General features: G+C 74.2%; 25 protein-coding genes and 3 pseudogenes. 25 read left to right on the plus strand and 3 right to left on the minus strand.

Annotation, left to right across the window (positions count from 1 at the left end; translation table 11 throughout):
- The 8 genes and pseudogenes from E1291_RS23500 to E1291_RS44705 form a co-directional block, all read left to right on the plus strand.
- Positions 1-1,361 (plus strand): acyl-CoA synthetase (locus E1291_RS23500; RefSeq protein WP_131740143.1); only part of this gene is annotated, 1,361 nt, incomplete at its 5' end.
- Between the two features lie 65 nt (positions 1,362-1,426).
- Positions 1,427-2,617 carry a pyridoxal phosphate-dependent aminotransferase gene (locus E1291_RS23505; RefSeq protein WP_131740144.1) on the plus strand — a complete coding sequence of 397 codons (1,191 nt, stop codon included), beginning with the start codon at positions 1,427-1,429 and terminating at the stop codon, positions 2,615-2,617.
- Positions 2,618-2,647: 30 nt separating this feature from the next.
- Positions 2,648-3,754: a barbiturase gene (gene bar, locus E1291_RS23510; RefSeq protein WP_131740145.1), complete on the plus strand. Its 1,107-nt coding sequence runs from the start codon at positions 2,648-2,650 to the stop codon at positions 3,752-3,754.
- A 58-nt stretch (positions 3,755-3,812) separates the two neighbouring features.
- Positions 3,813-4,505 (plus strand): SseB family protein, encoded by a 693-nt coding sequence (locus E1291_RS23515; protein ID WP_131740146.1) that lies wholly within the window; start codon positions 3,813-3,815, stop codon positions 4,503-4,505.
- A 10-nt stretch (positions 4,506-4,515) separates the two neighbouring features.
- Entirely contained in the window at positions 4,516-5,139 is a 624-nt protein-coding gene (locus E1291_RS23520) for an A24 family peptidase (protein ID WP_131740147.1), read from the plus strand.
- 44 nt (positions 5,140-5,183) lie between these two features.
- Positions 5,184-5,966: a phytanoyl-CoA dioxygenase family protein gene (locus E1291_RS23525; protein WP_131740148.1), complete on the plus strand. Its 783-nt coding sequence runs from the start codon at positions 5,184-5,186 to the stop codon at positions 5,964-5,966.
- 55 nt (positions 5,967-6,021) lie between these two features.
- Positions 6,022-8,304, plus strand: a pseudogene (glyS, locus tag E1291_RS23530) (glycine--tRNA ligase subunit beta); the annotation flags it as partial.
- 91 nt (positions 8,305-8,395) lie between these two features.
- A complete protein-coding gene (locus E1291_RS44705) occupies positions 8,396-9,010 on the plus strand; it encodes an HD domain-containing protein (RefSeq protein ID WP_306434478.1) in 615 nt (204 codons plus the stop codon).
- A gap of 4 nt (positions 9,011-9,014) precedes the next feature.
- On the opposite strand, the gene E1291_RS45195 is transcribed toward E1291_RS44705, so the two are convergent.
- Complete coding sequence (locus tag E1291_RS45195) at positions 9,015-9,413, minus strand: ATP-binding protein (RefSeq protein WP_131740149.1); 399 nt, start codon at positions 9,411-9,413, stop codon at positions 9,015-9,017.
- 150 nt (positions 9,414-9,563) lie between these two features.
- Here E1291_RS45195 and E1291_RS45200 point away from each other — a divergent pair.
- The 8 genes and pseudogenes from E1291_RS45200 to aroQ form a co-directional block, all read left to right on the plus strand.
- Positions 9,564-9,674, plus strand: a pseudogene (locus E1291_RS45200) (helix-turn-helix domain-containing protein); the annotation flags it as partial.
- A 66-nt stretch (positions 9,675-9,740) separates the two neighbouring features.
- A complete protein-coding gene (locus E1291_RS23540) occupies positions 9,741-10,667 on the plus strand; it encodes a hypothetical protein (protein WP_131740150.1) in 927 nt (308 codons plus the stop codon).
- Between the two features lie 258 nt (positions 10,668-10,925).
- Positions 10,926-11,285: a hypothetical protein gene (locus E1291_RS23545; RefSeq protein WP_131740151.1), complete on the plus strand. Its 360-nt coding sequence runs from the start codon at positions 10,926-10,928 to the stop codon at positions 11,283-11,285.
- Between the two features lie 242 nt (positions 11,286-11,527).
- Positions 11,528-12,700 (plus strand): serine hydrolase domain-containing protein, encoded by a 1,173-nt coding sequence (locus E1291_RS23550; protein ID WP_207400897.1) that lies wholly within the window; start codon positions 11,528-11,530, stop codon positions 12,698-12,700.
- 88 nt (positions 12,701-12,788) lie between these two features.
- Positions 12,789-13,967 (plus strand): chorismate synthase, encoded by a 1,179-nt coding sequence (aroC, locus tag E1291_RS23555; RefSeq protein WP_131740152.1) that lies wholly within the window; start codon positions 12,789-12,791, stop codon positions 13,965-13,967.
- Positions 13,968-13,986: 19 nt separating this feature from the next.
- Positions 13,987-14,499, plus strand: coding sequence for a shikimate kinase (locus E1291_RS23560; RefSeq protein WP_131740153.1), 513 nt, complete (start codon positions 13,987-13,989; stop codon positions 14,497-14,499).
- Positions 14,496-15,572, plus strand: a complete 1,077-nt coding sequence (aroB, locus tag E1291_RS23565; protein WP_131740154.1) for a 3-dehydroquinate synthase — start codon at positions 14,496-14,498, stop codon at positions 15,570-15,572. The genes E1291_RS23560 and aroB overlap by 4 nt, the downstream gene beginning before the upstream one ends.
- Entirely contained in the window at positions 15,569-16,054 is a 486-nt protein-coding gene (gene aroQ, locus E1291_RS23570) for a type II 3-dehydroquinate dehydratase (RefSeq protein WP_242614330.1), read from the plus strand. The genes aroB and aroQ overlap by 4 nt, the downstream gene beginning before the upstream one ends.
- A gap of 61 nt (positions 16,055-16,115) precedes the next feature.
- Here the strand turns inward: aroQ and E1291_RS23575 are convergent, their stop codons facing one another.
- Entirely contained in the window at positions 16,116-16,691 is a 576-nt protein-coding gene (locus E1291_RS23575) for a TetR/AcrR family transcriptional regulator (protein WP_131740155.1), read from the minus strand.
- Positions 16,692-16,813: 122 nt separating this feature from the next.
- Here E1291_RS23575 and E1291_RS23580 point away from each other — a divergent pair, with 122 nt between their 5' ends.
- The 9 genes from E1291_RS23580 to E1291_RS23620 all read left to right on the plus strand — a co-directional run bounded on the left by E1291_RS23580 (position 16,814) and on the right by E1291_RS23620 (position 24,018).
- Positions 16,814-17,269 carry a PaaI family thioesterase gene (locus E1291_RS23580; protein WP_131740156.1) on the plus strand — a complete coding sequence of 152 codons (456 nt, stop codon included), beginning with the start codon at positions 16,814-16,816 and terminating at the stop codon, positions 17,267-17,269.
- A gap of 34 nt (positions 17,270-17,303) precedes the next feature.
- Complete coding sequence (locus tag E1291_RS23585) at positions 17,304-17,969, plus strand: enoyl-CoA hydratase/isomerase family protein (RefSeq protein WP_131740157.1); 666 nt, start codon at positions 17,304-17,306, stop codon at positions 17,967-17,969.
- A 76-nt stretch (positions 17,970-18,045) separates the two neighbouring features.
- Complete coding sequence (locus E1291_RS23590) at positions 18,046-19,092, plus strand: LLM class F420-dependent oxidoreductase (protein WP_131740158.1); 1,047 nt, start codon at positions 18,046-18,048, stop codon at positions 19,090-19,092.
- Between the two features lie 75 nt (positions 19,093-19,167).
- A complete protein-coding gene (locus tag E1291_RS23595; RefSeq protein ID WP_131740159.1) occupies positions 19,168-20,244 on the plus strand; it encodes a M24 family metallopeptidase in 1,077 nt (358 codons plus the stop codon).
- A gap of 33 nt (positions 20,245-20,277) precedes the next feature.
- Complete coding sequence (efp, locus tag E1291_RS23600) at positions 20,278-20,835, plus strand: elongation factor P (protein WP_131740160.1); 558 nt, start codon at positions 20,278-20,280, stop codon at positions 20,833-20,835.
- 1 nt (position 20,836) lies between these two features.
- Positions 20,837-21,253, plus strand: coding sequence for a transcription antitermination factor NusB (nusB, locus tag E1291_RS23605; protein WP_131740161.1), 417 nt, complete (start codon positions 20,837-20,839; stop codon positions 21,251-21,253).
- 104 nt (positions 21,254-21,357) lie between these two features.
- Positions 21,358-22,140, plus strand: coding sequence for a methyltransferase domain-containing protein (locus tag E1291_RS23610; RefSeq protein WP_131740162.1), 783 nt, complete (start codon positions 21,358-21,360; stop codon positions 22,138-22,140).
- A 72-nt stretch (positions 22,141-22,212) separates the two neighbouring features.
- Entirely contained in the window at positions 22,213-23,478 is a 1,266-nt protein-coding gene (locus E1291_RS23615) for a DNA polymerase IV (protein WP_131740163.1), read from the plus strand.
- 147 nt (positions 23,479-23,625) lie between these two features.
- A complete protein-coding gene (locus E1291_RS23620; protein ID WP_131740164.1) occupies positions 23,626-24,018 on the plus strand; it encodes an SCO2097 family morphological protein in 393 nt (130 codons plus the stop codon).
- Between the two features lie 312 nt (positions 24,019-24,330).
- On the opposite strand, the pseudogene E1291_RS23625 reads toward E1291_RS23620, so the two are convergent.
- A pseudogene (locus tag E1291_RS23625) lies at positions 24,331-24,717 on the minus strand (DUF4129 domain-containing protein); the annotation flags it as partial.

Here is a 24,717-nt window from a genome sequence, read left to right on the forward strand (position 1 = left end):
TACCCGGCGGCCTTGCAGGCGGTGACGATGTCGTCGATGTTCTCGGGCAGCTCGCGGGCGCCGCGGAGATCCAGGGCGCGGACGCCGTCGCGGTGCACGCCACGGCGAGCGTCGAGACGGTCGTGGCGGTCGTCGGCGGGATCCTCGCGGGCGTCCCGGTGGTGCCGCTCCCGCCCGACTCCGGGCCCGACGAGCGCGCCCACATCCTCGGCGACTCCGGCGCGAGCCTGCTGCTCGCCGCGCGCGGCGACGCGCCCGAGGACGGGCCGCCGCTGGTCCCGGTGGACGAGCTGCCGCGCACGGCGGAGGCCGCCCCGGCGGAGGCCCCGCCCGGCGCCACCGCGCTGATCCTCTACACCAGCGGGACGACGGGCGCGCCGAAGGGCGTGCTCGTCTCGCGCGGCGCCATCGCGGCCGGGCTGGACGCGCTGGCCGCGGCGTGGGAGTGGACGTCCGGCGACGTCCTCGTGCACGGGCTGCCCCTGTTCCATGTGCACGGTCTCGTCCTCGGCGTCCTCGGGCCGCTGCGGACGGGCTCGGCGCTCGTCCACACCGGGCGGCCGAAGCCCGAGGCGTACGCGGCGGCGGCGCGCGACGGCGGAACCCTGTTCTTCGGGGTCCCCACCGTCTGGGCGAGGACGGCCGCGGACCCGTCCGCCGCGCGGGAGCTGCGGCGGGCGCGCCTGCTCGTCTCCGGCAGCGCGCCGCTCCCGGTGCCGGTGTTCGAGCGGCTCGCGGACCTCACCGGCCACCGGCCGGTCGAGCGGTACGGCATGACCGAGACCCTCATCACCGTCAGCGCGCGCGCCGCCGGCGACCGCCGTCCCGGCCATGTCGGGACCCCGCTGCCGGGCGTGGAGACGCGGCTGGCCGCCGAGGACGGCACGCCCGTCCCGGCGGACGGCGAGACCCCGGGCGAACTGCACGTGCGCGCGCCGATGCTGTTCAGCGGCTACCTCGGCCGGCCCGAGGCCACCGCCGGGTCGTTCGCGGACGGCGGCTGGTTCCGCACCGGGGACATCGCCGTGATCGGCCCCGACGGCTGGCACCGGATCGTCGGGCGGGCCTCCACCGACCTCATCAAGAGCGGCGGCTACCGCATCGGCGCCGGCGAGGTCGAGAACGCGCTGCTCGCCCACCCGGCCGTCCGCGAGGCCGCCGTGGTCGGCACCCCGCACGACGACCTAGGCGAGCAGGTGACCGCGTTCGTCGTCGCCGACGGCGTCGGCGAGCGGCAGCTCATCGACTTCGTCGCCGCGCGGCTGTCGGCGCACAAACGGCCCCGCACCGTCCACCTCGTGGACGCCCTGCCCCGCAACGCCATGGGCAAGATCGTCAAGAAGCGCCTCACCGCCCCCTGAGCCGGCGCGCGCGGCCGTCCGCGCCGCGCGAGGTGGGCTGGAGCCGATCCGGTTAGGCTGGCCGGGTGAGCGAGCCACTCGTTGAGCGCATGCGCGGTTTCGGGACGACGATCTTCGCGGAGATGACCGCGCTCGCCGCGGAGACCGGCGCGATCAATCTCGGCCAGGGCTTCCCGGACACCTCCGGCCCCGCGGCCATGCTGGACACGGCGGTCGAGGCGATCCGGTCGGGCGTGAACCAGTACCCGCCGGGCCCGGGCGTCCCGGAACTGCGCGCCGCCGTCGCCGCGCAGCGCCTTCGGCGCCATGGGCTGACCTACGACCCCGCAGCCGAGGTCTTCGTGACCGTCGGGGCCACCGAGGGGATCGCCGCGTCCGTCCTCGCGCTCGCCGGCCCCGGCGACGAGGTCATCGTCTTCGAGCCCTACTACGACTCCTACGCCGCCACGATCGCGCTGTCCGGAGCCGTCCGCAGGCCCGTCACCCTCCGCCCCGAGCAGGGCCGCTTCACCTTCGACCCGGACGAGCTCCGCGCCGCCGTGAACCCCCGCACCCGGCTCATCCTCGTGAACTCGCCGCACAACCCCACGGGCACCGTGTTCACCCGCGCCGAACTCGAGGCCATCGCCGCGCTGTGCCGCGAGCACGACCTCATCGCCGTCACCGACGAGGTGTACGAGTACCTCACGTTCGACGACGCCGCCCACATCCCCCTCGCCACCCTCGACGGCATGCGCGAGCGGACCGTGACGGTGTCGTCGGCGGGCAAGACCTTCTCCGTCACCGGCTGGAAGACCGGCTGGGTCACCGCGCCCGCCGCCCACATCCGCGCCGTCCAGACGGTGAAGCAGTTCCTCACCTTCGCGGTCAGCGCCCCCTACCAGCTGGCCGCCGCCTACGCCCTTGAACACGAGGGCGCATGGGTGGAGGAACTCCGCAAGTCACTCCAGGCCAAACGCGACCGCCTCATCGTCGGCCTCGAAGCCGCCGGGTTCACCACCTACCGCCCCCAGGGCACCTACTTCGTCCAGGCCGACATACGCCCGCTCGGCCTCGCCGACGGCATGGACCTCGCCCGCGCCCTCCCCGGGAAAGCGGGCGTCGTCGCCGTCCCCTCCCAGGTCTTCTACGACCACCCCCAAGCCGGCGCCCACTTCGTCCGCTTCGCCTTCTGCAAGAAGGACGAGGTCATAGACGAAGCCGTGGAACGCCTGGCCGCCGTCTCCCTGGGGGGCGGCCCACAGACCGTCGTCTAGGAATCGGAACAGGGGAGGAGTGGGTGCGGGGTGCCCGATCCGATCGAGGTTCGCAAGATTCCCCTTGAGAGCGTGACCGACGCGTCCGGGCTGGCGCGGCTGATCGACGGCGGTGTGCTGGACGCCGACCGGGTGCTCGCCGTCATCGGCAAGACCGAGGGCAACGGCGGTGTCAACGACTACACCCGGCTGCTGGCCGACCGGGCGTTCCGCGAGGTGCTGGCGGCCAAGGGGAGCCGCACGGCGGAGGAGGTGGCGCGGGTCCCGCTGGTGTGGTCGGGCGGCACCGACGGCGTGCTCAGCCCGCACGCCACGGTGTTCGCCACCGTGGACCCGGCGTCCGCGCCGGTGACCGACGAGCCCCGGCTGTCGGTCGGCGTCGCGATGAGCGAGGTGATCCGGCCCGAGGACATCGGCCGGCCCGCGATGGTCGAGACGGTCGCCGCCGGGGTCCGCGCGGCGATGAGGATCGCCGGGATCGCCGACCCGGCCGACGTCCACTACGTCCAGACCAAGACCCCGCTGCTCACCCTCGACACGATCAACGAGGCCAGGGCCCGGGGGCGGGACGTCGTCACCGAGGACACGCTCGCGTCGATGGACGTGTCCAACTCGACGACCGCGCTCGGCGTCGCCGTGGCGCTCGGCGAGATCGAGCCGCCCGCCGCCGGGCAGATCCACCGGGACCTGTCGCTGTACTCGTCGGTCGCGTCCTGCTCGTCGGGGGTGGAGCTGGACCGGGCGCAGATCGTCGTGGTCGGCAACGTCCGCGGCATCGGCGGCCGGTACCGGGCCGGGCACGGTGTGATGAAGGACGCACTCGACGCCGACGGCATCTGGGACGCGATCGCCTCGACCGGCCTCGAACTGCCGGACCGGCCGCGCGCGGGCGACCTGCGCGGCCGGCTCGTCAACGTGTTCGTCAAGTGCGAGGCCGATCCCTCCGGGTCGGTGCGGGGGCGCCGCAACATCATGCTGGACGACTCCGACGTGCACTGGCACCGGCAGATCAAGGCGTGCGTCGGCGGCGTCGCCGCCTCCGTCACCGGCGATCCGGCCGTGTTCGTGTCCGTCGCCGCCGTCCACCAGGGGCCCTCGGGCGGCGGGACCGTCGCCGCCATCGCCGACCTCGGGTGAGCGGAGAGTTACCGGATCGTCGCCCCCGGCGCTCGCCGGAGGTTATAGCCTTCCTGCCGTGTCCGGACTGACCATTCCCGAACCCCAGTTCCCCGGGGACGACGGCGGCGCCGACCCCCGGCTGTGCGAGGCCCTCGCCGGCCACGCGGCCGGGCGCGTCGGCGAGCACGCCGTCCTGCGGCGGCTGCAGGACGCGCGGCTGCTGGTGCCCGTCGTCGCCGTCCTCACCGAGGAGGAGGTCTCGCCCGGCGGCCTGCGCCGGGAGAAGTCCAGCGACATGGCGCTGCCCACGCTGATCGGCGAGGACGGGCGGCGCGGCGTTCTCGGGTTCACCTGCGCGGAGACCATGGCGCGGTGGCGGGCCGACGCCCGGCCGGTCGCCGTGCACGCCCGGCAGGCGTGCCGGGCCGCGCTCGACGAGGGCGCGCACGCCCTGGTCGTGGACGTGGCGGGCCCGGTGCCGTTCGCCGTGGACGGGCTGCGCCTGCACCTGCTCGCCGAGGGACGGCCGGTGCCGCCGCCGCACGAGGACCCCGACGTCCTCGCCGCCGTGGAGGCCGCGTTCGGGGCCGAGCCGTCGGTCACCGGCGTCCGCGTCACCGCGGGCACCGCCGCCGAGCTCGCCGTCCGGTTCTCCGTGGGCCCCGGCCAGGACGAGCGGGGCACCGTGCAGCGGGTCTCCGACCGGCTCGCCGAGCTGCTGCGCGGCCGCATCGTCGGCGGCGTCGAGCTCAGCGTCGTCCGCCGGTAGGGCCGGCGCCGTGGACGCCCCCGACCCCGAGCCCGCCCCCGAGCCGGCCCCCGGGCCGGCGTGGTCGGTGCGGGCCGACTGGACGGTGCCGCTGCGGCGGCGTCCCGCCGCCGCCGGGCTGCTGTGCGCCGCCGTCCTCGCGGCCCTCACCGCGCGGATCGGGCTGCGCGCCGACCTGCCCGCGTTCCTGTGGATCGGGGTCGCCGGGAGCCTGCTCGGCATGGTCGACGTCGCGCTGAAACGGCTCCCCGAGCCGCTGACCCTCCCGTCCTACGCCGCCGGGCTGGCGCTGTTCGCCGCCGCCGCGTGCTGCACCGCCGGCGGCGCCGCCCGGTTCGCGCACGCGCTGATCGGCATGGCCGCGCTCGGCGCGCTGTTCGGCGTCCCGTGGGCGCTGCTGCCCGCGGGAACGATCGGCTTCGGCGACGTCACGCTCGCCGGGCTGCTCGGGCTGTACCTCGGCTGGCTCGGCCCGGAGGCGTGGTTCCTCGGCGTGACCGGCACGTTCGTGTTCGCCGCCGCGGTGTCGCTGACCCTGCTGGCCACCGGGCGCGCGGACCGCGGGACGCAGATCCCGTACGGGCCGTTCCTGCTGGCCGGGGCGCTGGCCGCGGTCCTCGTGCACGGCCCCTGAAAAACGGTTGGCGCGCCGCCGCCCCCGGTCGGCAAGCTGAGGCGGTGCAGAACGACAGCGACACCGACCTTGACCTCGACGCCTTCGTCGCCGACGGGTTCGTCCGGGTCGCCGGGGCGTTCCCCGGCGAGCTCGCCGCCGAGTGCCGCGAGATCCTCTGGCGCGACACGGGCTGCGACCCCGCCGACCCGGCGACGTGGACGCGGCCCGTCGTCCGGCTCGGGGCCTACGCGCAGCCGCCGTTCCGGGCCGCCGCGAACACCCCGCGGCTGCGCGCCGCGTTCGACGCCGTCGCGGGCGCGGGCCGCTGGGAGCCGCTCGGCGGGCTCGGCACGTTCCCGGTGCGCTTCCCGAGCGACGACCCGGCAGGCGACGACGGCTGGCACATCGACGCGAGCTTTCCCGGCGACGACCCCACCGACTTCTTCAAGTGGCGGGTCAACCTCGCCTCCAGGGGCCGTGCCCTGCTCCTGCTGTTCCTGTTCTCCGACGTCGGCGAGGACGACGCGCCCACCCGCGTCCGCGTCGGCTCCCACCTGGACGTGCCGCCCCTTCTCGAACCGGAGGGCGAGGCGGGACTGACGATGCTGGACGCCTCGGAACGGGCCGTGGCCGCCACCGAGCACCGTCCCGTCGCGCTCGCCACCGGCCGCGCCGGCGACGTCTACCTGTGTCATCCCTTCCTGGTGCACGCCGCCCAGCGGCACCGCGGGACCGAGCCCCGCTTCATGGCGCAGCCGCCGCTGGTACCGTCCGGGGCGTCGCGGCTCGACGGCCCCGGCCCCTCACCCGTGGAGATCGCGATCCGGCGAGGTCTCGGGCGCTGAGCGCCCCCTTCGCAGGCTGAGACGATCCGTCCACAGGAGTGACCCCGTGCTGACCATGCAGGACGCCCTGATCCGGCTCACCGCCCACTGGGCGGGGCACGGCTGCCTCGTCGCGCAGCCGATGAACACCGAGGTCGGGGCGGGCACGCTGAACCCGTCCACCGCGTTGCGCGTGCTCGGGCCCGAGCCGTGGCGCGTCGCCTACGCCGAGCCGAGCGTCCGGCCCGACGACGCGCGCTACGGTGACAACCCCAACCGGCTGCAGACCCACACGCAGTTCCAGGTCGTCCTCAAGCCCGAGCCAGGCGACGCGCAGGAGCTGTACCTGGCCAGCCTCGCCGCGCTGGGCGTCGACCTGCGCGCCCACGACGTCCGGTTCGTCGAGGACGACTGGGCGTCCCCGGCGCTCGGCGCGTGGGGCCTCGGCTGGGAGGTGTGGCTGGACGGGCTGGAGATCACCCAGTTCACCTACTTCCAGCAGTCCGGCGGCCTGCCCCTCGACCCCGTATCGGTGGAGATCACCTACGGGATGGAGCGCATCCTCATGGCGTTGCAGGGCGTCTCGCACTTCAAGGACATCGTGTACGCGCCGGGCGTCACCTACGGGGAGGCGTTCGGGCAGGCCGAGTACGAGATGAGCCGCTACTACCTGGACGACGCCGACATCGCCGCCACCCGCGGCCTGTTCGAGACGTACGCGGCCGAGGCCCGCCGGATGCTGGACGCGCGGCTGCCCGTCCCGGCGCACTCCCTGGTGCTGAAGTGCTCGCACGCATTCAACGTCCTGGACGCCCGCGGCGCGATCGGCACGGCGGAGCGGGCCCGGGCCTTCGCGCGGATGCGGGGCCTGGCCCACGAGGTCGCGCGCCTGTGGGTGGACCGCCGCGCGGAGCTCGGCCATCCCCTCCTGGACGCCGCGAGCGCCGCGGCGGCGTCCGGCGAGGCGGCGCCGCGCGGCTCGTCGCCGCCGGAGACCGCCGGGCCCGCGACGTTCGCACTCGAGATCGGCGTCGAGGAGCTGCCGGCGCGCGAGGTCGCCCGCACCGCCCGCGACGTCGCGGACAGGCTCGGCCGGGGGCTGGCGGAGGCGGGGCTGCTGACCGGCGCGTCCGCGGTCGCCTCCTACGCCACGCCCCGCCGCGTCATCGTGGTCGTCACCTCCCTGGAACCGCGCGAACCCGACACCGAGCAGATGGTGAAGGGCCCGCGGCTCGCGTCCGCCTACGACGCCAGCGGCGCCCCCACCCGGGCGCTGCTGGGCTTCGCGCGGTCCCGGGGCATCGACGCCGCCGACGTCCGGACGGTCACCGTGGGCGGCGTGGAGTACGCCGGGCACGTCCGCGCCGTCCCCGGGCGGCCCGCCGCGCGCGTCCTCGCCGACCTCTTCCCCGAGATCGTCGGCGGCCTGCGCGCGGGCAAGAACATGCGCTGGAACGCGCCGGGGCTGTCGTTCGCCCGGCCGATCCGCCGGGTCCTCGCCCTGCTCGGCGAGCACGAGATCCCGTTCGCCCGGCCCGGCGTCGCCGCGGGCCGCGCGACCCGCGTGCACCGTGCCGCCGGCGAGCCGCTCGTCACCGTCCCGGACGCGGACTCCCTCCTTCCCCTCCTCCGCGCGCACGGGATCGAACCCGACCCGGCCCGCCGCCGGGCACGCGTCGTCGAGGACGCCGCCGCGCTCGCCCGCGGGCACGGCGGGACCATCGACCTCGCCGCCGAGCAGGACCTCGTCGAGGAGATCGTCGACATGGTCGAGGAGCCGGTCGCGATCCTCGGGACGTTCGACGACCGGTACCTGGAGCTGCCCGAGGAGATCCTCACGACGGTGATGCGCGGGCACCAGCGGTACCTGCCGGTGCGCGGGTCCACCGGGCGGCTCCTGCCGTGCTTCGTCACGGTCGCCGACGGCGCCTGCGACCACGCCGCCGTCCGCGCCGGGAACGAGGCCGTGCTCCGCGCCCGCTACGAGGACGCCGCGTTCTTCTTCCGGCAGGACCTCCGCGCCACGCCCGAGGAGATCAGGCAGGGGCTGGACCGGCTGACCTTCACCGAGCGGCTCGGGTCCATGGCCGACCGCGCCGCCCGCGTCGGCGCCGTCGCGGCCGACCTGGCCGGGCTCCTGGACCTCAGCCCGGACGAGGAGGCCGCCACGCGCCGCGCCGCCGCGCTGGCCAAGTTCGACCTCGCCTCCGCCGTGGTGATCGAGCTGCCCGGCCTGGCCGGCACGATGGCCGCCGAGTACGCCCGCCGCGCGGGGGAGGACGAGGCCGTCGCCGAAGCGCTCGCCGAGATGGAACGGCCGCGCTCGGCCGGGGACGCCCCGCCCGCCGGGACGCCCGGCGCGCTGCTCGCGGCCGCCGACCGGCTCGACCTGATCGCCGGGCTGTTCGCCGTGGGGCGCCGCACCCGCCGGCGGCTCCGACCCGTTCGGGCTGCGCCGCGCCGCCCTCGGGCTGACCGCGATCCTGCGGGCCGTCCCCCGGCTCGCGCCGGTCACGGTCGGGGAGGGCCTCGCCGTCGCCGCCCGGCACCAGCCCGTCGAGGTCACCGGGGAGGCCCTCGCGGAGGCGGAGCGGTTCGTCGCCCGCCGCCTGGAGCAGAGCCTGCTGGACGAGGGGCACGCGGTACGGGTCGTCCGGGCCGTCCTGCCCCACGCGGACGCGCCCGCCCACGCCGCGCGGGCCGCGGCCGACCTGGCGACGCTGCTGGAGTCCGGCCGGTTCGAGGCCCTGACGACGGCGTTGCAGCGGGTCATGCGGATCGTCCCGGCGGGGACGCCCGCCGGGTACGACCCGGCGCTGTTCACCGAGCCGTCCGAGACGCGCCTGCACGAGACCTTCGTCCGCGTCCGGGACGCCCTGCCCGCGCGCCCGGCGCTGCCGGAGTTCGCCACCGCGGCGGGCGTCCTGGTGGAGCCCGTCGGCGCCTACTTCGACGACGTCATGGTCATGGACGAGGACCCGGACCTGCGGGCCAACCGCCTGGGCTTCCTCGCCGCCGTCCGCGACCTGGTGGCGCCCGTCGCCGACTGGCGGGAGATCGCCTGACGGCTCATCCCGTGCCGACCTCGAACCAGACGGTCCGGCCGGCCTGGTCGGCGTGCGTGCCCCACGCGTCGGTGAGCACGTCGACCAGGAACAGCCCCCGGCCCGACTCGGCCTCCCAGCCCGACTCCCCGGCGACCCGCGGGACGCTCACCGTGGCGCCGCCGTCGACGACCTCCACCCGGACCCGGCCGGGCAGCTCCACGACCACCAGCACGATGATCTCCGAGCCGGAGTGGACGACCGCGTTGGCGACGGTCTCGCTCACGCACTGTTCCACGAGGTCGACGATCCGCGCCGGACGCTCGCGCAGGTTGTTGCGTACGGCCCGCCGCGCGCGGCCGACCTCGACCGCGTGGCAGCCGAGCACCATGGACGTCCTCCTGACCGCACCCTCGCCCACCATTGCCCCATTTCCGCGCTGAATGTCCCAGGGACCTTGCCTCTACGACACAGATTGTCACCATCCTTGACTCTTCGTGGTGTAGCGCATTGCCCGCGGCTATAACCTCGGACCATGGAAGCGGAAAGCCTCCCCGGAGCGCTCAAACTGATCATGAAGAGGAATGCCTGGACGCAAACCGATCTCGCCCGTGAACTGGGGGTCTCACAGCCCTGGGTGTCACTGATCATTAGTGGCGAGAGGGACACTCCGCTGGGGCGCGCCGTGGAACTCCTCGCACGCGTAGGGTGGGAGGTGCGCATGAGGCCGGTCTCAGCGGGCGGTGATTCCGTGAAACGTCGAGAATTCATGTCGGTGGCGGCGACCATCGCTTTCGTCCCCACCCCGGTGAACGACCCTTATAAGGACGCGGAGTACGTCCAGGGGCTGGCGGACCGGCTCGTCGACGCCCACCACCTGCACGGCGGGGTTCCGCTCGCCGCCACGGCGCTGCGCCACGTGCGCAAAGTGAAGGAGGCGATCGGCGGCGAGGGCCACGGCCTGAAGGTCGCCGCGTCCAACCTGGCCCGGTCCGCCTCCCTCGCCCTTTGGGACGCCCAACAGGTCGAGAATGCCGACCACGTGGGCAGGATGGCCCTTGTCCTGGCACGGCGCGCCAATTACGTGGAGGGAATCTCGCATTGTTTTGAGAATCTCTGCGTCTTCACGACGCTGAGAGATCCGGTGCGCGCCGCCCACTACGCGCAGAGCGGGCTTCGCTCCCCGGGGGTGACCCCGGAGCACGAGGCGAGGCTCAACGCCAGGCTCGGCGTGGCGCTGTCCTGGAGGACCGGCGGCCCCGGCGCCAACGCCGGGGCGTCGCGCACCGCGATCGACCGGGCGCGCGCGATCGACGGGCTGCCGCCGGTCGCCAACGCCGTGATCGCGGCCAACGCGGCGCTGTCCCTGGCGAGCCTGCGGCGCTACGCCGAGGCCGACGCCGCCTTCGCCGCCGCGCTCGGCGGTTTCGGCGACAACCCGCTGCTGCACGCGACCTGGCTCACGCAGCGGATCAAGGCGTCCCTGCGCGCGGGCGCCTACCCCGCCGCGGCCGACCAGGCCGGACGGCTCGCCGCCGTCGCCCCGCTCGTCGACTCCGCGCGCCTCGACCGGCACCTGGCCGAGATCACCACCATGATCGGCCCGCGCTCCGAGGTCCCCGAACTCCGCGAGGCCCGCGACCGGCTCCGCGCGGTCATGCCGTCCCGCCCCGCCTGACGGCGAGGACGGGCGGGCCTGCGCCGGACCGCCGGCGCCCGATTCCGCGACGGCGATAATCGCATCATGTCGATCGTTCGATTTGCGGCCTGTGCGGTCCTGGTGATCGGGCTCGCGGGTTGCGGTAATGAAAGAGCCGATCGGGCCGGCCAGGCGGCGCCCAGTGGGAGGCCGTCACCTCATGGCGCGACCACGAGCGCGAGGCCGTCACCATACGACGAGGCGACCCGAGGCGGCGGAGACCGGGGCCCGCACGAGGTGGAGAACAACGGGTGGAAGTACCGCAGCCCCCTTTCCCCTGATGACGAGCGAAAGACCCAGGCCGCCGCCAGTAAGGTCCGTCCCGCGCTGGCCCGGTTGCGCGAGGGCCACGACTTCTCCGTTCAGTCGGTCGAGAGAACTCTGCTCGGATTGGGCTTCCCTCGCGATCACGTCCAGGTACAGGCCATTCAGGTGAGCCCGCTGCAGACCTCGTCCACTCCGCCACCGGGCGCCATATTCGTCGTCACCGTGGGAACCCGCGGTTGCGTGCACGGCGATATCCGTCCCAGTCGCCTGCTGGTTCAGGCGGAAGGCACCACAGGTGAGGGGACCTGCCTGGAGCCGTACACCCACTGACCGGGCAACGATATGGCCCGCACTACTCCGAAGAATGTGGCCGCCGAGTCCGGCGACCCCCTTCCTACGCCACAAAGGAGCGCGTCACCCGCGGCATCTGGACCACAAGGCGCGAAAGGTGGGCTGAGCGCGCTGGGTGGTGTAGCGGGCTCCACCCTTGGTCTGGGGGTGTGCACTGTCGTGCGGGACAGGACCGAAACCTAGGTTCGAGAGTGGTTTCCCCACTTCACCAGGAGGTTCTTGTGCGGCTCACCTTGCTTTCGGCGGCCGGGGCGCTGTTCGCGGCGGCCGTGGTCGTACCGGCCGGGGCGGCTGCGGCGGCGCCCCTTCCCGATGCCGGGAGGCGCGGCACGCTGCAGCTCGACGCGGACGCCCTGCGCGATGTCGGTGTGACCGGCGTGCAGGCCCGCGTGGTCGATGACAAGGGTCGCGAGCAGGTCGTGACCAGCGGCGTCGCCGACGTGCGGACCGGGCGTCCCGTTCCGGCGAACGGCCATTTCCGGACGGCGAGCGTGACCAAGGCGTTCGTGGCCACCACCGTGCTGCAACTGGTCGGCGAGGGCCGGCTGTCGCTGGACGACCCGGTGGAGCGCCTTCTGCCCGGGGTGGTCGCGGGCAACGGCAACGACGGACGGAAGATCACCGTCCGGCATCTGCTTCAGCACACCAGCGGCCTGCACGACGACCTTCCGGGGTTCTCCTCACCCGAGGACTTCTACCAGCACCGGTACGACACCTACCCGGTGGAGGAGCTCGTCGCGCGGACGATGCGGCACCGGCCGGACTTCGCGCCGGGAAAGGGGTGGGCGTACAGCAACACCGGTTACCTGCTGCTCGGCATGATCGTCGAGCGGATCACGGGACGGCCGTGGCACACCGAGGTCGGCGCCCGCGTCCTGCGGCCGCTCAGGCTCGGGCAGACCTCCTGGCCGGGCCTGTCGCCGAGGCTTCCCCGCCCCTACGCGAAGGGGTACCAGCGCTTCGAGACCGGGCCGCTCATCGACGTCACCGAGAACCGGGACGCGTCCTACGCCGGGGCCGCGGGCGGTCTGATCACGACCACGCGTGATCTCAACCGGTTCCTGCGGGCGCTGGCCGCCGGGAGGCTGCTGCGGCCGGCGCAGATGCGGGAGCTGCGGCGGACGGTGCCGGTCCCCGGCGTGCGCGGGCAAGTGTGGCCCGGGGCCCGGGACGGGCTGGGCCTGTTCTCGCGTCCGCTCTCGTGCGGGGGACTGTACTGGTTCCACACCGGCGACATCCTGGGCTACAAGACCCGCAACGGCGTGACCGCGGACGGGCGCCGCAGCGTCGTGGTGTCCATGTCCACGGTGCTGGAGGACTCTGCGGAGCACATGATCCAGCAGGAGAACGCCGCCTCGGCTCTGGTCGACCACGCCCTGTGCGGAGCCGGATGATCTTCTGACCGGTCCCGGCGGCGGGCCGGGCCCGCCCAGATGGTGGACGCCCGCACGAGCGCGGGGCGGAAGTCAATAGGATCGACGCATGCTGCGCTGGTTGACCGCGGGGGAGTCCCATGGCCCGGCCCTCACCGCGATCGTGGAGGGCCTTCCGGCCGGCGTGCGCGTGACCTCGGGCGACATCGCCGAGGAACTGCGCCGCCGGCGGCTCGGGCATGGGCGGGGCGCCCGGATGAAGTTCGAGCAGGACCAGGTGACGATCGTCGGCGGGGTCCGGCACGGGGTGACGCAGGGCGGCCCGGTGGCGATCGAGGTCGGCAACACCGAGTGGCCCAAGTGGGAGACGGTCATGTCGGCCGACCCGGTGGACGCCGGCGTCCTGGCCGCGCAGGCCCGCAACGCGCCGCTGTCGCAGCCGCGGCCCGGCCACGCCGACCTGGTCGGCATGCAGAAGTACGGCTTCGACGACGCCCGGCCGGTGCTGGAGCGGGCGAGCGCCCGGGAGACCGCGGCGCGCGTCGCGCTCGGCACCGTCGCCAAGGCGTTCCTCAAGCAGGCGCTCGGCGTGGACGTCCTCAGCCACGTGATCGCGCTCGGCGAGGTCGAGGCGCCCGAGGGCGTGCTGCCCGGGCCCGGCGACCTCGCCCGGGTGGACGAGAGCCCGGTGCGCTGCCTGGACCCGGACGCGTCCGCGGCGATGGTCGCGCACATCGACGAGACCAAGAAGGCGGGCGACACCCTCGGCGGGATCGTGGAGGTCCTCGCCTACGGGCTGCCGCCCGGCCTCGGCAGCCACGTCCACTGGGACCGGCGGCTGGACTCGCGGCTCGCCGGCATCCTGATGGGCATCCAGGCGATCAAGGGCGTGGAGGTCGGGGACGGGTTCACCACCGCCCGGCGGCCCGGGTCGCTGGCCCACGACGAGATCGACGCCACCCCGGACGGCGTGCGCCGCCGCACCAACCGGGCGGGCGGCGTCGAGGGCGGCATGACCACCGGCGAGGCGCTGCGGGTCCGCGCCGCGATGAAGCCGATCTCCACCGTCCCGCGGCGGCTGGACACCATCGACGTGCGGACGGGCGAGCCCGCCAAGGCCATCAACCAGCGCAGCGACGTCACCGCCGTGCCCGCCGCGGGCGTCGTGGCCGAGGCGATGGTCGCGCTCGTGCTGGCCGACGCGGCGCTGGAGAAGTTCGGTGGCGACTCGGCCGAGGAGACGGCCCGCAACGCGCGGGGCTACCTGTCCTCGCTGACGATCAAGTGACCCCCGGGGTGAGCGGACCATGACGCGACCGAAGGCCGTCCTGATCGGACCGCCGGGATCGGGCAAGACCACGATCGGCACCGCCCTCGCCGAGCGGTTCGGCGTGCCGCTGCGCGACACCGACGCCGACGCGGAGGCGGCGGCGGGCAAGCCGATCGCCGACATCTTCGTCGACGACGGCGAGGAGCGGTTCCGCGAGCTGGAGCGCGCCGCGGTCGCGGCGGCGCTCGCCGAGCACGAGGGCGTGCTCGCCCTCGGCGGCGGCGCGGTGCTGGACGCCCGAACACAGGAGCTGCTCGCCGGGCACACCGTCGTCTACCTGCGGGTCGGCCTCTCGGAGGCGATCAAGCGGGTGGGGCTGGCGTCGGCCCGGCCGCTGCTGGTGCTGAACCCGCGCAGCCAGATGCGCAAGCTCCTGGAGGAGCGGCTGCCGATCTACGAGCGGCTCGGCACGCTGCACGTCGACACCGACGGCCGCGAGCCCGCCGCCATCGTCGAGGAGATCGCCGAGGGGATCGGGGCCGGCGCGTGAGCGAGTCGCGGATCCCGGTCGGCGGCGCCGACCCCTACGACGTGGTCGTCGGCACCGGCGTCCTCGGCGAGCTGCCGGGGCTGGTCGGCGCGCGCGCCCGGACGGTCGCGGTCGTGCACGCCGAGGGCCTTCCGGAGATCGCCAGGCCGGTCTGCGGGGCGCTGGAGAAGGCCGGGCACATCGTGCGCCCCTTCCCCGTCCCGGACGGTGAGGCCGCCAAGGAGGCCGGGGTGCTCGCCGGGCTCTGGTCGGGGTTCGCGACGGCGGGCATGACCCGCACCGACGTGGTCGTCGGCGTGGGCGGGGGCGCCACCACCGACCTCGCCGGGTTCGCCGCCGCGTCCTGGCTGCGCGGCGTGCGAGCGGTGCTCGTGCCGACCACGCTGCTCGCGATGGTGGACGCGGCGGTCGGCGGCAAGACGGGCATCAACATCCCCGAGGGCAAGAACCTCGTCGGCGCGTTCCACCCGCCGGCGGGGGTGCTGTGCGACCTCGCCACGCTGGTGACGATGCCCCGCGAGGACTACGTCAGCGGGCTCGCCGAGGTGATCAAGGCGGGGTTCATCGCCGATCCGGAGATCCTCCGGCTGGTCGAAGCCGACCCCGCCGGGGCCGCGTCGCCGGACGGGCCGCACACCCGTGAGCTGGTCGAGCGCGCCGTCCAGGTCAAGGCGGACGTGGTGTCGTCCGACCTGAAGGAGAGCGGGCTCCGGGAGATCCTCAACTACGGGCACACGCTCGCGCACGCCATCGAGCGGGCCGAGGACTACCGCTTCCGCCACGGGCACGCCGTGGCGGTCGGCATGGTGTACGCCGCCGAACTGGCCCGGCTCGCCGGGCGGCTGCCCGGCGCCGTCGTCGACCGGCACCGGGCGCTGCTGTCGTCGGTCGGGCTCCCGGTCTCCTACCGGGCCGACGCCTGGCCGGAGCTGCGCGCCACGATGACCATCGACAAGAAGTCCCGCGGCGCCACCCTGCGGTTCGTCGTGCTGGACGGCGTCGGCCGGCCGGGCCGGCTGGAGGGCCCGGACGAGGATCTGCTCGCCGCCGCCTACAGGGAGGTCAGCCGGTGAACGCCGACCGTGTGCTCGTGCTGAACGGGCCCAACCTGCGCCGGCTCGGCGTCCGCGAGCCCGATGTCTACGGGGCGGCGACCTTCGACGACCTGGTCGCGCTGTGCCGGGAGACGGGCCGGCGCCTCGACCTGCACGTCGAGGTGCGGCAGACCGACGACGAGGCCGAGCTGGTGCGCTGGGCGCACGAGGCCGCCGACGAGCGGCTGCCCGTCGTGCTGAACCCGGCCGCGTTCACCCACTACTCCTACGCGCTGCGCGACGCCCTCGCGCAGCTCACGGCGCCGCTGGTCGAGGTGCACATCACCAACCCGGCGACCCGCGAGGAGTTCCGGCACACCTCCGTCGTCGCGGGCGTCGCCACCGGCACGATCGCCGGGTTCGGCCTGATGTCCTACGTCCTGGCCCTCCAGGCGGTCGCCGACATCCTCGCCGCCGCGCGGGCCGCCGAGGACGGTGCCGAGCGGGGCCGCGCGGACTGAGCCGCTCGTCACACGGGCGCGAGCCGGTTCCGCGCGGAGGCCGGCGTGGGCCGGCGCCCGGTCAGCCCTCGCGGAGGGCGTCGCGCGTCATCGCCTTGAGCTCGGCGACGACGTCGTCGAGCGGGGCGACGTCGTGGTGGGCGCGGCACAGGATCGTCGCGCCCTCGACGGCGGCGACGATCAGCCGGGCCAGCCGGGCGGCGCGGTCGTCGGGGACGCCGGCGTTGCCGAGCCCGGTGGCCAGGGTGTCCTGCCAGAGGTCGAACACCGCGGCCGCCGCCGCCGCGAGCCGGGGCGCGTCGTCGTGCGCCTCGACGGTGACCGCCACCACCGGGCAGCCCGCCCGGAAGCCGCTCTTGACCAGGACCTGCCGCAACCAGCCGACGAAGGCGTCCACCGCCGACGCCGCGTCGCCGCCCTCGGTGGCGGCGAGGATGCCGGCGTTGAGGAACTCCCCGGCGTAGCGCACCGCCTCCTCGGCCAGCTGCGCCTTGCCCTCGGGGAAGTGGTGGTAGATCGACCCGCGCGGCGCGCCGCTGTGCGCGATGACGTCGCGGAACCCGGTGCCGCTGTAGCCGCGCTCGCGGAAGAGGAAGGCGGCGCTGCGCACCATGCGTTCCCGGCTGTCGGTCCCCATACGACGATTATGACATTCATCATAAGCACCGTGGCTTGACCATGACGCACGTCATAGAAAACGCTGTGTATGACGGACGTCATACAGAGGGCGCGCCCGGCGCGCCGCGTGAAGGGGAGCGGATGGGCGACGGGGCGACGACGACGGGCCTGGAGCAGCTCAGGGATCTGATCAACATGGGCGCGGAGCAGGGGTACGGGATCGGTGCCCTGCTCGGCATGACCGCCGAGACGCTGGAACCGGGACGCGTGGTCTTCTCGCTCACCCCCCGCACCGACTTCAGCAACCCCCTCGGCATCGTGCACGGGGGCATCCTGTCCACGCTGCTGGACTCGGCGATGGGCTGCGCGGTGCACACCTCCCTGCCCGAGGGGACCGGCTACACGACGCTGGAGCTGAAGGTGAACTTCGTCCGTCCCGTCGCGCTGGACGCCGGGCCGCTCCGGTGCGAGGGGACCGTCCTCCATCTGGGACGCCGGGTCGCCACCGCCGACGGGCGCGTCACCAACGCCGACGGCAAGCTGGTCGCGCACGGCACGACCACCTGCATGGTCTTCAGTCCCGTTACCGGCCAGTAAGGTCGGGGCTCGGGAACGGAAGAAGGAGACCTTCGTGATCGACCTCCGGCGTGACGGCGACGTGTTCGTCCTGCGGTTCGACGCGGGCGAGAACCGCTTCGGCACCGGCTTCCTCGACGATGTCGAGGGCGCCCTCGACACCGTCGAGAACAGCGAGGCCCCGCGGGCTCTGGTGACCACGGGCACCGGGAAGTTCTACTCGAACGGCCTGGACCTCGCGTGCCTGGCCGGGGGGCCCGACGCCGCGGAGGCGTACCTGCGCCGCGTCCACGGGCTCTACGCGCGGCTGCTGGAACTGCCCGTGCCGACCGTCGCGGCCGTCAACGGCCACGCGTTCGCGGGGGGCGCGATGCTCGTCCTCGCCCACGACCTCGCGGTCATGCGCACGGGCCGGGGGTACTTCTGCCTGCCCGAGGTCGACCTCGGCCTGCCCTTCACGCCCGGGATGAGCGCGCTGATCCAGGCCCGGCTGCCCGCGGCGACCGCGCACGAGGCGATGGTCACCGGCCGCCGGTACACCGCCGAGGAGGCGGTGACGGCGGGGATCGCGGGGCACGCCGTGGAGGAGGAGCGGGTCCTGCCCGCCGCGACCGGGCTGGCGGCGCCCCTGGCGGCCAAGGACGGCGCGGTCCTCGGCCGGATCCGCGCCGGAATGTACGGGCCGGTGCTGGCTGCGCTGCGCGGGCCCGCCCTCCCGTGAACCCGGGCGGACGGGGAGCGCCGCGGTCGGCTACGGTCGACTGGAATTTCATTCGGTTGAGGGAGGGACGGGGCTGATGCGGATCGGGATGGCCCTCGGCTACGCGGGCGGCTTCAAGGAGACCGTGGAGGAACTCGCCGACTTCGAGAAGGCCGGCCTCGACATCGTCTACGTCGCCGAGGCGTACACCTTCGACTCCGTGAGCCAGATGGGCTACATCGCGGCCAAGACCGAGCGGCTGGAGATCGCCTCCGGCATCCTCAACATCTACTCGCGCACGCCGACCGCCCTCGCCCAGACCGCCGCCGGGCTCGACTACGTCTCCGGCGGCCGGTTCACGCTCGGCATCGGCGCCTCGGGCCCGCAGGTCGTCGAGGGCTTCCACGGCGTCCCCTACAGCGCCCCGCTCGGCCGCACCCGCGAGATCATCGAGATCTGCCGCAAGGTGTGGCGGCGCGAGCGCCTCCAGTACGAGGGCAAGTACTACACGATGCCGCTGCCCGAGGGGCGGGGCACCGGGCTCGGCAAGCCGCTGAAGATGGTCAACCATCCGGTGCGGGCCGAGATCCCGGTCCTGGTCGCCGCGATCGGCCCCAAGAACGTCGAGCTGACCGCCGAGATCGCCGACGGCTGGGAGCCGATCTTCTACCTGCCGGAGAAGGCCGCCGACGTGTGGGGCCCCTCCCTCGCCGCCGGCCGGGCCCGGCGCGACGCGGCCCTCGGCGAGCTGGACGTGGTCGGCCAGGCGCCGCTCGCCATCGGCGAGGACGCCAAGGGCTTCCTGGAGTTCGGGCGTCCGATGGCCGCGCTGTACATCGGCGGCATGGGCGCCAAGGGGAAGAACTTCTACAACGACCTCTGCCGCCGCTACGGCTGGGAGAAGGAGGCCGAGGAGATCCAGGACCTCTACCTGGACGGCAAGAAGGACGAGGCCGCCGCGAAGGTCCCCTACGAGCTGCTGGAGAAGATGTCGCTCATCGGCTCCGAGGGGCACGTCCGCGAGAGGCTGGCCGCCATGCGCGAGTCCGGCGTCACCACGCTCAACGTCACCCCGATCGCCGGGGACCACAAGGGCCGCCTCGCGCTGATCGAGAAGGTCAAGGAGATGGCCGCCGGCCTGTGACCGGCGCCCCGCGCGCCGCCCCGGCGGGGTCCGCGCCCGCGCCCCCGCGCCGGGGCGTGTTCTAGAGTCCTTCCCATGGGGCAGACGCACATCGAACGGCGCGGCAGGCTCGCCGCGCTCGTCGCCGAGCGGGACGCGGACGCGCTGCTGGTCACGCGGCTGGTGAACGTCCGCTACCTGACCGGCCTGGACAGCTCGAACGCCGCGCTGCTGGTGCCCGCCGAGGGGCCGGCCGTGCTGGCCACCGACGGCCGCTACGCCGGCATGGCCGCCGAGGTCTGCCCCGAGCTGCGCGTCGTCGTCGACCGGCAGGCGGCCGCCGCGCTGACCGTCCTCGCGGCCCGCGAGGGCGCCGCCCGGCTCGGCTTCGAGGCGCACGCGCTCACCGTCGAGCGGCACGGCGAGCTGGCCGAGCTCGCCGACCTCCGCCTCACCGCGCTCGGGCAGCCCGTCGAGGAGCTGCGCCGGGTCAAGGACGAGGAGGAGATCGCGCTGCTGCGCGAGGCGTGCGCGATCACCGACCGCGCGTTCGCCGACGTCCTGCCCGAGGTCCGCGCCGGCGTCACCGAGCGGGCCGTCGCGATCGCGCTGGAGCGGCGGATGGTCGACCTCGGCGCCGACGGGCCCGCGTTCGACTCCATCGTCGCCTCCGGCCCGAACGGCGCCGTCCCGCACCACCACCCCGGGGGCCGCGAGCTCGACCGCGGCGACCTCGTGACGATGGACTTCGGCGCGCGCTGCGGCGGCTACCACGCCGACATGACCCGCACCGTGGCGATCGGCGAGCCCGCCGCGTGGCAGCGCGAGATCTACGACCTGGTCCGGCGGGCCCAGCGGGCCGCCGTCCAGGCCGCCGTCCCCGGCGCCGAGACCAAGGCCGTGGACGCCGCCGCCCGCGAGATCATCACGGCGGCCGGGCACGGCGCCGCGTTCACCCACGGCCTCGGCCACGGGGTCGGCCTGGAGATCCACGAGGCTCCGCTCCTGGGGTACGACAGGACCGGTAAGCTGAGGGATCGAGTTCCGATCACGGCGGAGCCGGGGGTCTACCTCGCGGGCCGGGGCGGGGTCCGCATCGAGGACACGTTGGTGGTCCGCGCGGACGGTCCGGAGCTCCTCACCACCACGACCAAGGACCTGCTCGTCCTGTAGGGCGCGCGGGCCCGCGACCGGGAGAATGACGCAGTGGCGACGACGAACGACCTGAAGAACGGCATGACGCTGAACCTGGACGGCCAGCTGTGGACCGTCCTCGAGTTCCAGCACGTCAAGCCAGGCAAGGGCGGCGCGTTCGTCCGCACCAAGCTGAAGAACATCCTGTCGGGCAAGGTCGTCGACAAGACCTTCAACGCCGGCACCAAGGTGGACGTGGCCAGCGTCGACAAGCGGGAGATGCAGTACCTCTACCGCGAGGGCGAGGACTTCGTCTTCATGGACACCGAGACCTACGACCAGCCGCACATCCCGGCGACCGTCGTCGGCACCGCCGCCAACTACCTGCTCCCCGAGCAGAACGCGGTGATCGCCTTCAACGACGAGAACCCGCTGTACGTCGAGCTGCCCGCCGCGGTCGTCCTGGAGATCACCGAGACCGAGCCGGGCCTGCAGGGCGACCGCTCCACCGGCGGCAGCAAGCCCGCCACGCTCGAGACCGGCGCGCAGATCCAGGTGCCGCTGTTCATCACCACCGGTGAGAAGGTCAAGGTGGACACCCGCTCCGGCGAGTACCTCGGCCGCGGCTGAGATGGCGGCACGCACCAAGGCGCGGAAACTGGCCCTGGACATCCTCTTCGCCGCGGAGCTGCGCGAGGAGGAGCCGACGGCGGTGCTCGCCGCGCGCGGCCGTCCGAACCAGGACGAACTGGCCGAGTACCCGCACGCCGTCCGGCTGATCGAGGGCGTGCAGCGGCACCGGGAGCGGATCGACGAACTGATCGCCACCTACGCCACCGGGTGGACGCTGGAGCGGATGCCGGTCGTCGACCGGACCGTCCTGCGGATGGGCGCGTTCGAGCTGCTCTGGGTGGACGACGTCCCGGACGGCGTGGCCGTCAGCGAGGCGGTCGGGCTGGTCACCGAGCTGTCGACCGACGAGTCCCCGCGCTTCGTCAACGGCCTGCTGGCCCGCCTCCAGCAGCTCAAGCCCTCCCTGTCGCTGTAGGGGCCGCGGCGGGGGCGCCCGCGGCGCCGGGAGGGCTCCGGCCGGTGGCCGAGGCGCGGGCTTCGCGCCCGGCCGGGGGCCGGAGGCGGCTAGGGTGGGCGGCGATGAGCGACGTTAGAGGAGTGGCCGTGGACGGCCGGCAACCGAAGCGGGCGCGCGGCGGCAGCCGCGTGCGCAGCGCCGTCCTGTGGGAGGCGCTGCGCACCGTCCTGGACCGCATCGCCCCCGAGGGCGGCCCCGGCGACGTCGTGGACGTGGGCGGCGGCACCGGCGGCTTCGCGGTGCCCCTGGCCGAGCTGGGGCACCGGGTGACCGTGGTCGACTCGAGTCCCGACGCGCTGGCCGCGCTGGAGCGCCGCGCCGCCGAGTCGGGGGTGCGGGTGCGCTCGGTGCAGGGCGACGCCGTCGACCTGCCCGACCTGCTCGGCCCCGCCGCCGCCGACCTCGTCCTGTGCCACAGCGTGCTGGAGTACGTGGACGACCCCGCCGCGGCGATGGCGGCGCTGACCGGTACCGTCCGGCCCGGCGGCTCGGTGAGCCTGCTGGCCGCGGGGCAGGTCGCCGCGGCGCTGCACCGCGCGGTCGCCGGGCACTTCGACGACGCCCGGCGGGTGCTGGCCGACCCGGCGGGCCGCTGGGGCGAGGGCGACCGGATGCCCCGCCGCTTCACCCGGGAGACGCTGTCGGCGCTGGTGCGCGGCGCGGGCCTGCGGGTGGCCGAGCTGCACGGTGTGCGGATCTTCGCGGACCTGGTGCCGGGCGGGATGCTCGACGACGCCGACTCCGCCGAGGCGCTGATCGCGCTGGAGTCCGCCGCCGCCGTCCACCCCGTCCTGCGGGACCTGGCCGGGCAGCTGCACCTGGTGGCGGACAAGCCGGGCCCGTGAACCCGTGAGCGGAGCCGAGCGGAGGGCGCGGCGCGGCGTGCGCCGGGCCGCGCCGCCGGCGGGGGAGGGCGCGTGAGCCGCAAGCAGCAGCTGCACCGGCCCGGTCCGCAGCCGGGCCCGCCCGCCGACGACACCGGCTGCTCCGTCCTGCACGTGGACATGGACGCGTTCTTCGTCAGCGTCGAGCTGCTGGAGCGCCCGGAGCTGCGCGGCCGGCCGGTGCTCGTGGGCGGCGCGGGTCCGCGCGGCGTGGTGTCCGCGGCGTCCTACGAGGCCCGCGAGTACGGCGTGCACTCGGCGATGCCGATGAGCCGGGCGCGGCGGCTGTGCCCCCGCGCTGTGGTGCTGCCGCCGCGGCACGAGCGGTACACGCGGGTGTCGGCGTCGGTGTTCGAGATCTTCCGGTCGATCACCCCGCTGGTGGAGCCGCTGTCGCTGGACGAGGCGTTCCTGGACGTGGCTGGCGCCGGGCGGCGGCTCGGCCGGCCCGCCGAGATCGCCCGGATGATCCGCGAGCAGGTCAGCGACCAGCAGAGCATCACCTGCTCGGTCGGTGTCGCCAGTACCAAGTTCATCGCCAAGCTGGCCTCCACCCGGTGCAAGCCCGACGGGCTGCTGGTCGTGCCCGCCGGCGGCGTCGAGGAGTTCCTGCACCCGCTGCCCGTCGCGGCGCTGTGGGGGGTGGGGGAGCGCACCGAGCAGACGCTGGCGCGGCTCGGGCTGCGCACCGTCGGCCAGCTCGCCCGGGTGCCCGTGGAGACGCTGCGGCGCGAGCTCGGCAACGCGGTGGGCGCCCACCTGCACGAGCTGGCGTGGGGCCGCGACCCCCGCGAGGTCGTCCCGCACGCCCCGGACAAGAGCATCGGGGCGGAGGAGACGTTCGAGACCGACATCGACGACCCCGAGATCATCCGGCGCGAGCTGCTGCGGCTGGCCGAGCGGGTGGGGGCACGGCTGCGCGCGAGCGGGAACGCCGGCCGGACGGTGAGCGTCAAACTGAGGATGGCGAACTTCAAAACGATCACCCGGGCGCGCACGCTCCGCGAGCCCACCGATCTCGCTCGTGTGATCTATATCACAGCCTGTGAGCTGTACGAGGGCGCCGGGCTGGAGCGGGTACGACTCCGTCTGGTCGGGATCCGGGTGGAGAACCTGGAACCCGCCGGCGAAGCCCCCCGTCAGCTGGCCTTCGACGAGCCGGAAACCGGCTGGCGCGAGGCCGAGCGCGCGATGGACCAGGTGGCGGACCGGTTCGGCCGCGGCGCCGTCCGGCCCGCGTCCCTGGTGCGCCGCACGGACCACCGTGACCGGCGTGACGGCGGGGACGGCGGACGATGAGAGGGGTCGGTGAGGTGGCCGGCATGGGGGCCTCGGTTGGCCGTTCGCTTTCGTACGCTCGTCGGGGCTCGTATTCTGGGCATATCACCGTTGAGGTTCCCGTCCTGCATCGGATACCCCGTCGCGGGGCTGTCGTTGGGAGGCGCCGTGCCGCTCTCTGAGCACGAGCAGCGCATGCTCGAGCAGATCGAGCAGGCGTTGTACGCCGAGGATCCGAAATTCGCTCACGCGGTCCGCTCGACCAACCCGCAGGTCCATTACAAGCGGCGGATCGTCAAGGCCGCCCTCGGCTTCGTGGTGGGCGTCTCCGCCCTGATGGCCGGTCTCGTGATCAATGCGGGAACCGTCACGATCGCCGTGAGCGTGACCGGTTTCCTGCTGATGGTCGCGTGCTGCGTCTGGGCGCTGACGAGCTGGAAGCGGATGGCGGGCATCGGGAACGAGCCCGCCAGACGCGGCCGGCAGGCCCGTCCAGCCAAGGCCGGGTTCATGGAGCGGATGGAGGAACGCTGGCGCCGCCGCACCGAGGGCGACGACTGACGGCGCGAACCGCCTCCCGGTCCAAAGCTCGCCCCAAGTCCAGTGCGCCCTTCGGTCACGCCTGATCAGATCAGGGCCGCCTCCCCCGAGGCGGCCCTTAGCTGTACCCCTCTCCCACGAGGATCCGCCCAACGGGGACCTGAGCCGTCGCGCGAGCGCGCGCCCTGACCGGCGGGGCGAAGCCGGAGGCGAGCCCCGCCGGGAAGATCGCGAAGCGATTCGCGCTCGCACGAGACCGGTCAAGGGCGAGCCGCAAGGCGAGCCCTTGGGCCGGGGTTGCAAGCAATACAGCCGGGGTTGCAATCAATACGACTACCGTCGCCGGAGGCGGTCGGTGAGGTCCGTCGCCCGGTGCCCGGCGGTGCGGAACGTGTCGCCCACCTGCGCCATGGTCGACGGCGGCAGCAGCCGTGCCCGCCACCGCGCGCGCCGTCCCACGGCCGCGGCGAACGCCTCGCGGACGGTCCGGACGTCGGCGCGGAGCCGTTCCGGCGGCTCCGCGGGCCGAGACCGCGCGTAGCGGGCCAGCTCCTCGGCGCGGGCGATGCGGCCGAGCGCCGCCGATCCCGCGTCGTCCAGTTCCAGGAGCTCGCCCAGACGGCGCGCGGTGGCGCGCGGCGAGTCGCTCGGCGGCCACACCAGGCCGTGGTCGAGCGCGTCGGCCCGCATCTCGCGCCACGCCGCGTGGGCGGCGTGGCC

It is taken from the genome of Actinomadura roseirufa, assembly GCF_900659635.1.
Classification (GTDB): domain Bacteria; phylum Actinomycetota; class Actinomycetes; order Streptosporangiales; family Streptosporangiaceae; genus Spirillospora; species Spirillospora roseirufa.